This is a genomic window from Sphingomonas sp., assembly GCF_042091075.1.
Classification (GTDB): domain Bacteria; phylum Pseudomonadota; class Alphaproteobacteria; order Sphingomonadales; family Sphingomonadaceae; genus Sphingomonas.
This window is the reverse complement of the sequence record NZ_JBELIE010000014.1, coordinates 26811-34092: the sequence shown is the minus strand read 5'-3', so window position 1 is coordinate 34092 and position 7282 is coordinate 26811. Positions and strand designations below refer to the sequence as shown.

The 7282-nt window shown below is 67.5% G+C and carries 6 protein-coding genes and 1 pseudogene; 2 read left to right on the top strand and 5 right to left on the bottom strand.

The window, feature by feature from the left end; all coding sequences use genetic code 11:
- From ACFDSW_RS02785 to ACFDSW_RS02765, 5 genes and pseudogenes are all read right to left on the bottom strand, one after another.
- Window positions 1-542 (bottom strand): annotated as a pseudogene (locus ACFDSW_RS02785) (F0F1 ATP synthase subunit beta); the annotation flags it as partial.
- A 117-nt stretch (window positions 543-659) separates the two neighbouring features.
- Window positions 660-1538, bottom strand: coding sequence for a F0F1 ATP synthase subunit gamma (locus ACFDSW_RS02780; RefSeq protein ID WP_375248749.1), 879 nt, complete (start codon window positions 1536-1538; stop codon window positions 660-662).
- Between the two features lie 102 nt (window positions 1539-1640).
- A complete protein-coding gene (gene atpA, locus ACFDSW_RS02775) occupies window positions 1641-3170 on the bottom strand; it encodes a F0F1 ATP synthase subunit alpha (RefSeq protein WP_375248748.1) in 1530 nt (509 codons plus the stop codon).
- A gap of 4 nt (window positions 3171-3174) precedes the next feature.
- Window positions 3175-3744, bottom strand: coding sequence for a F0F1 ATP synthase subunit delta (locus tag ACFDSW_RS02770; RefSeq protein ID WP_375248747.1), 570 nt, complete (start codon window positions 3742-3744; stop codon window positions 3175-3177).
- 159 nt (window positions 3745-3903) lie between these two features.
- On the bottom strand, window positions 3904-4704 hold the full coding sequence (locus ACFDSW_RS02765) for an enoyl-CoA hydratase (protein WP_375248750.1): 801 nt from the start codon (window positions 4702-4704) through the stop codon (window positions 3904-3906).
- Window positions 4705-4795: 91 nt separating this feature from the next.
- On the opposite strand from ACFDSW_RS02765, the gene ACFDSW_RS02760 reads away from it, so the two are divergent.
- Entirely contained in the window at window positions 4796-5611 is an 816-nt protein-coding gene (locus ACFDSW_RS02760; RefSeq protein ID WP_375248746.1) for an Ada metal-binding domain-containing protein, read from the top strand.
- A gap of 63 nt (window positions 5612-5674) precedes the next feature.
- Complete coding sequence (locus tag ACFDSW_RS02755) at window positions 5675-7243, top strand: CpaF family protein (RefSeq protein ID WP_375248745.1); 1569 nt, start codon at window positions 5675-5677, stop codon at window positions 7241-7243.
- Window positions 7244-7282 lie beyond the last annotated feature (39 nt).

Genomic DNA, 7282 nt, shown 5'->3' with positions numbered 1-7282 from the left:
GCGATGTTGTTGATCAGTTCCTGGATCAGCACCGTCTTGCCGACGCCGGCGCCGCCGAACAGGCCGATCTTGCCGCCCTTCGCATAAGGCGCGAGCAGATCGATCACCTTGATGCCGGTGACGAGGATCGCGGCCTCGGTCGACTGTTCGATGAATTCCGGCGCCTTCGCGTGGATCGGGGCACGCACGTCGGTGGCGATCGGGCCGCGCTCGTCGATCGGCTCGCCGACGACGTTCATGATCCGCCCCAGCGTCGCCGGGCCAACCGGCATCTGGATTTGCACGCCGGTGTCGGTGACGTTCTGGCCGCGGGTCAGCCCCTCGGTCGAGTCCATCGCGATCGTGCGGACGATATTCTCGCCCAGATGCTGCGCGACTTCGAGCACCAGCCGCTGACCGTTATTGTCGGTTTCCAGCGCGGACAGGATCGCGGGCAGGTTGTTGTCGAACTGGACGTCGACCACCGCGCCGATCACCTGGCTGATGCGGCCGACATTGTTGCTGCCCGAAACGGTCGGGCGATCCTCTAGGACGGTGGCCATTGTCTTACCTCTTCGTCGCCCCTGCGAAGGCGGGGGCCTATGTCTATTTCAACACTCGGCGTCTCTCAAGACGGAGAGACATGGGGCCCCTGCTGTCGCAGGGGCGACGGACATCGTTTACAGCGCCTCGGCGCCGGAGATGATCTCGACCAGCTCGGTCGTGATCGCCGCCTGCCGCGCGCGGTTATACTGGATGCTGAGCCGCTTGATCATATCGCCCGCGTTGCGCGTCGCATTGTCCATCGCGGTCATGCGGCTGCCCTGCTCCGACGCCGCATTTTCCAGCATCGCGCGGAAGATCTGGATCGCGACGTTGCGCGGCAGCAGATCGGCGAGGATCGCTTCCTCGCTCGGTTCATATTCCACCGACGCATCGCCGGCATTGGCCAGCTTCGGCTCGGCACGCTCGGGAATCGCGACCGGGATGATCTGCTGCCCGGTCGGGATCTGCACCAGCGCCGACTGGAACTTGGCGTAGAACAGATGAGCGACGTCGAACTCGCCCGCCGCGTAACGGCGGATCAGATCGTCCGCGATCGCCTTGGCATCGTCGAACGCGACGGTCTTCACTTCCGACAGGTCATGATCGGCGGCGATGCCCTGCGGGTAGAAGCGACGCAGCACGCGCCCCTTCTTGCCCGCCAGATAGAAGCGCACCGTCTTGCCCGCGGCCTCCAGCTCCTCCGCCTTGCGGCGCGCGGCGCGGACAATGTTGGTGTTGAACGCCCCCGCCAGGCCGCGCTCCGAGGTGGCGACCACCAGCAGATGCACCTGATCCTTGCCGGTGCCCGCCATCAGCGGCGACGCGCCGACGCCGACGTTGCGCGACAGGCTGGCGACCACCGCCTCCAGCCGCTCGGCATAGGGACGGCCGGCGACCGCCGCTTCCTGCGCGCGGCGCAGCTTCGCGGCGGCGACCATCTTCATCGCCTTGGTGATCTTCTGCGTCGACTTCACCGAGCCGATGCGGATCTTGAGGGCCTTGAGTGACGCCATTCTATCCTCTTGCCGTCATCCCGGCCGCGGCCGGGATGCGGTTTCCACCGTCGGACTGAACCCCGGCCTTGGCCGGGATGACGGTCATCTGTGAGTCAGCCCTTATGCGAACGTCTTCGCAAAGGCGTCGAGCGCGGCCTTCAGCTTGCCCTTCGCCTCGTCGCCCAGATCGCGCGTATCGCGGATCGTGGTCAGCACGTCGCTGTGCTTGTCGCGCATGAACGCCAGCATCGCCGCCTCGTAACGGGTCACGTCATTGACCGGGACCGCGTCGAGATAGCCGTTGGTGCCGGCGAAGATCGACACCGTCTGCTCCTCGAACGGCATCGGGTTGAACTGCGGCTGCTTCAGCAGCTCGGTCAGCCGCGCACCGCGGTTGAGCAGCTTCTGCGTCGAGGCGTCGAGGTCCGAGCCGAACTGCGCGAACGCCGCCATCTCGCGGTACTGCGCCAGCTCCAGCTTGATCGAGCCCGACACCTTCTTCATCGCCTTGGTCTGCGCGGCGCCGCCGACGCGGCTGACCGACAGGCCGACGTTGATCGCGGGGCGGATGCCGGCGAAGAACAGGTCGGTTTCGAGGAAGATCTGGCCGTCGGTGATCGAGATCACGTTGGTCGGGATATAGGCCGACACGTCGCCCGCCTGCGTCTCGATGATCGGCAGCGCGGTCAGCGAGCCGTTGCCGTTGTCATCGTTCATCTTCGCCGCGCGCTCCAGCAGGCGCGAGTGCAGATAGAAGACGTCGCCCGGATAGGCTTCGCGGCCCGGCGGACGGCGCAGCAGCAGCGACATCTGGCGATAGGCGACCGCCTGCTTCGACAGATCGTCATAGACGATCACGGCATGCATGCCGTTGTCGCGGAAATATTCGCCCATCGCGCAGCCGGTATAGGGCGCGAGGAACTGCAGCGGCGCCGGCTCCGACGCGGTCGCGGCGACCACGATCGAATATTCCATCGCGCCATTCTCTTCGAGCTGGCGGACGATCTGCGCGACGGTCGAGCGCTTCTGGCCGACCGCGACATAGATGCAATAAAGCTTCTTGCTCTCGTCCGAACCCTGATTGACGCCCTTCTGGTTGATGAAGGTATCGATCGCCACCGCGGTCTTGCCGGTCTGGCGGTCGCCGATGATCAGCTCGCGCTGGCCACGGCCGACCGGCACCAGCGCGTCGATCGCCTTTAACCCGGTCTGCACCGGCTCGTGCACCGACTTGCGCGGGATGATGCCTGGCGCCTTCACCTCGACGCGGCTGCGCTTCTCGGCGACGATCGGGCCCTTGCCGTCGATCGGATTGCCAAGGCCGTCGACCACGCGGCCGAGCAGCCCCCGGCCGACCGGCACGTCGACGATCGTGCCGGTGCGCTTGACGGTATCGCCTTCCTTGATCTCCGCATCGGAGCCGAAGATCACGACGCCGACATTGTCGGCTTCGAGATTGAGCGCCATGCCCTGCACGCCATTGGCGAACTCGACCATTTCGCCCGCCTGGACATTGTCGAGGCCGTAGATGCGCGCGATACCGTCACCGACGCTCAGCACCTGGCCGGTTTCGCTGACTTCGGCCTCGGTGCCGAAACTGGCGATCTGGTCCTTGATGACCTTGGAGATTTCTGCGGCGCGGATATCCATTACGTCAGCCTTTCATCGCGCTGGCAAGCGCATTCAAACGGGTGCGGATCGACGAATCGATCATCTGGGAACCGATGCGGACGACCAGTCCGCCAAGGATCTCGGGATCGACCGACAGGTCGACCGACACGTCGCGACCGACGCGGCGGCGCAGTTGCTGCTTCAGCTCGTCGATCTGGTCCGGGGTCAACGGGTGCGCGCTGGTCACCTCCGCGGTGGTTTCGCCGCGATGCCGCGCGGCGAGCACGCGAAAGGCGCGGATCACCTGCGGCAGCTGCGACAGCCGGCGGTTTTCCGCCAGCACGCCGAGGAAGCTGCGCGTCGTGGCGTCCACTCCCACCGCGTCGGCGGTGGCCAGCACCGCCTTCACCGCCTCGCCGCGCGCGATCACCGGTGAGGTGGTCAGCGTGCGGAACTCAGCCGATTCGGCCAGCGCCTGCCGCACCGCGGACAGACTTTCCTCGACACGGTCGACGGCCTTCGCCTCCACCGCCAGATCGAACAGCGCACTCGCATAACGACCGCCGAGGCTGGCCTGGATGCTGCTGCCCTGATTACCGCTGGAGCTCTCCACGCGATTCACTTTCCTCGAAAACCCAAGGGTGTCGGCCCATGCGAACGGATGGCGCGTATGGCACGCACCTCGCAAGGGATGCCGGGCGCGTAGCAAAGGGGAAACCCGGATGCAACCGGAGCGGCACGCCGGGAATGACGCGGGGGTTTCACCTATGCCTCACGTCGGGGGCGCCCCGCGCTGGGCGCGACCGCGCGACTGGACCGCCGCCCGCCGCGCCGCGACCGATTCGGGGGTGACCTGCGCATTGGCGGCGGTGGAGCGTTCGTGCTCCAGCGCCATCGCCTCGCCGAACGGCAGGGCATAACCGTCGTCGATCAGCCGCTTGTACGCCACTACGAAGGCCGGATCGGCGGAAGCGATATCGCTGGCAAGCGCGATCGCCGCCCCGCGCAGCGCCGCCGCCGGCACGACGCGATTGACCAGCCCCCAGCGCTCCGCCGTGGCGGCGTCGAGAAAATTCCCGGAAAGGGACAGTTCCTTCGCACGCGCCGGCCCGATCCAGCGCGACAGTTTCTGGCTGAGCCCCCAGCCGGGCATCACCCCGACCCGCGCATGCGTGTCGGCGAAGCGCGCATGCTCCGCCGCGATCAGGATGTCGCATGCCAGCGCGACCTCGAATCCGCCGGTGATCGCGACGCCATTGATCGCGCCGATCACCGGCTTTCGGCACGATTCGATCGCCCGCACCGGATTCGCCTCCGGCCCCACTGCATTGGCCGCGCTCAACGCGCCGGGCTGCGTGCCCAGTTCCGTCAGATCCAGTCCGGCGGTAAAGGCGCGCTCTCCCGCGCCGGTCAACACGACACAGCGGATCGCCTCGTCATGATCGAGGGCGCGCATCACCTCGGCCAGACGGGCGCGCATCGCGATCGACAAGGCGTTCATCGCCGCCGGACGATGAAGCGTCACCAGCGCGACCCCGTCGGCCACGCGCTCGACCAGCACCGGATCGTCCATCCGCTCCCTCCCCTGCCCGCCGCGATCGCACGTCCGGTTTGAGCGCAAGTCACGGGATGCGTGCGCCACCGGATCGGCGTACAGGATCGGGATGACCGATGCCATGCCCATCGATACGCAGGAGGCGCTGGCCGCGTTCGAGCGGCGCGACCGCGCCTTCGACGGGCGGTTCGTCGTCGCGGTGCGCACGACGAAGATCTATTGCCGGCCGAGCTGCCCGGCGCGGCGCCCGCATCCCGATCATGTCGCGATCTTCGCCGATCCGGCCGCGGCCCGCGCTGGCGGTTATCGCGCCTGCCGCCGCTGCCTGCCCGACGCGGTGGCGCGCGATCGTGCCGCGGTGGCGCGGGCGACCGCGATGATCGCGCACGCCGACGCGCCGGTGCCACTCGCCGAACTGGCGGCGGCGGCGGGATATGCACCGCACCATTTCCACCGGCTGTTCAAGCGCGCCACCGGGGTCACCCCCGCCGCCTTCGCACGCGCGCTACGGCGGGAGCGCGCCGCGCAGGCACTGCACGATGCGCCGCGCGTCACCGACGCGATCTATGACGCCGGCTATGCCGCACCGAGCCGCTTCTATGCCGAGGCGGGCGCGCTCGGCATGACGCCGGCCGCCCGCCGGCGCGGCGGCCGCGGGGAAACGATCCGCTGGACAATCGCACCCACCAGCCTGGGGCCGCTGCTGCTCGCCGCGACCGGCCGGGGGATCGCCCACGCTGCTTTCGGGGAAAGCGACGGCGCGCTGCGCCGGCATTTCCCGGCCGCGACGATCGAGCCGGGCGACGCCGCCTTCGCGCGGGATGCCGCGCGACGGGTCGCGACCGCCGAGGGCACCGCGCGGGATGCGTTCCTGCCCGCGCCCGTGCGGCAACACGCCTTTCTCGCCGCATTGCGCCGCGATTGATGGTTAGAGGAATATCAACCCTTCGCCCCTAGCCCCGTCGTGGAAGACTTGGGGACTGGTACGATGAGCGCTTTTGGGCGTCGCAATGGCGGCATGACGGGTGGCACGGCTCGCGGCGGCGGCTTCGGTGTCGCACGCCCGATGCAGGGCGGGCCCGTACCGGGCGCGACGCCCCGCCCCGAACCGTTGCCGGCGGGTGCCACGCCCGCGGGCGAGCAATTCCCGCCGCTCGACCCCACGGCGCTCGCGCCCGATCGCGGCGCGATCGACATCACCAATACCACGCCACAATCGCAGATCGACGCGATGCAGCGGCTCGCCGACCGCCAGAATGCGAGCGGCGACGCCGGGCAGAGCCGTACCGAGGGGTTCGAGGCGTCGATTCACAAGATCAAGGAGCAGGTGCTGCCACGCCTGCTGGAGCGCGTCGACCCGGAAGCCGCCGCGACGCTGGGCAAGGATGAGCTGGCGGAGGAATTCCGCCCGATCATCGGCGAAGTGCTGGCCGAGCTGAAACTGACGCTGAACCGGCGCGAACAGTTCGCGCTGGAAAAGGTGCTGGTCGACGAGTTGCTGGGACTGGGGCCACTCGAGGAACTGCTCGCCGATGCGGCGGTGACCGACATCATGGTCAACGGCCCCGACCAGACCTATGTCGAGCGCAAGGGCAAGCTGGAGCTGGCGAACGTCCAGTTTCGCGACGAGGAGCATCTGTTCCAGATCGCGCAACGCATCTGCAATTCGGTCGGCCGCCGCGTCGACCAGACCACGCCGCTGGCCGACGCGCGTTTGAAGGATGGCAGCCGCGTCAACGTGATCGTGCCGCCGCTCTCCCTGCGCGGCACCGCGATCTCGATCCGTAAATTCTCCGCCAAGCCGATCACGCTCGACATGATGGCCGGGTTCGGCAGCATGAGCCCCAAGATGGCGACCGCGCTGAAGATCGCGGGCGCCAGCCGGTTCAATGTCGTCATTTCGGGCGGTACGGGTTCGGGCAAGACGACGATGCTCAACGCGCTGTCGAAGATGATCGACCCGGGCGAGCGCGTGCTGACGATCGAGGACGCGGCCGAATTGCGGCTGCAGCAGCCCCACTGGCTCCCGCTGGAAACGCGGCCCGCCAACCTGGAGGGCCAGGGCGAGATCAGCATCCGCGACCTGGTGAAGAACGCGCTGCGTATGCGCCCGGATCGTATCATCCTGGGCGAAATCCGCGGGTCCGAGTGTTTCGACATGCTCGCCGCGATGAACACCGGCCACGATGGTTCGATGTGTACGCTCCACTCCAACTCCCCGCGCGAGGCGCTGGCGCGTATGGAGAACATGGTGATGATGTCGGACATCAAGGTGCCGAAGGAGGCGATCAGCCGTCAGATCGCCGATTCGGTCGACATGATCATCCAGGTGAAGCGCCTGCGCGACGGCAGCCGGCGCGTCACCAACATCACCGAGGTGATCGGGATGGAAGGGCCGGTGATCGTCACCCAGGAGTTGTTCAAGTTCGAATATCTCGACGAAAGCGCGGACGGCAAGATCATCGGCGAATATCGCTCGATGGGCCTGCGCCCCTATACGATCGACAAGGCGAAGCAGTTCGGCTTCGACCAGGCGTTCCTGGAGGCGTGCCTGTAACAGCGCGGCCGGCGAGCGCGGCTTCCTCCTCCCGGTGGG

Bases quoted from the DNA above. Each gene is read 5' to 3' on its own strand.
- ACFDSW_RS02780 (WP_375248749.1), bottom strand. From the start codon at position 1,538: ATGGCGTCACTCAAGGCCCTCAAGATCCGCATCGGCTCGGTGAAGTCG.
- atpA (WP_375248748.1), bottom strand. From the start codon at position 3,170: ATGGATATCCGCGCCGCAGAAATCTCCAAGGTCATCAAGGACCAGATC.
- ACFDSW_RS02765 (WP_375248750.1), bottom strand. From the start codon at position 4,704: ATGGACGATCCGGTGCTGGTCGAGCGCGTGGCCGACGGGGTCGCGCTG.
- ACFDSW_RS02760 (WP_375248746.1), top strand. From the start codon at position 4,796: ATGACCGATGCCATGCCCATCGATACGCAGGAGGCGCTGGCCGCGTTC.
- ACFDSW_RS02755 (WP_375248745.1), top strand. From the start codon at position 5,675: ATGAGCGCTTTTGGGCGTCGCAATGGCGGCATGACGGGTGGCACGGCT.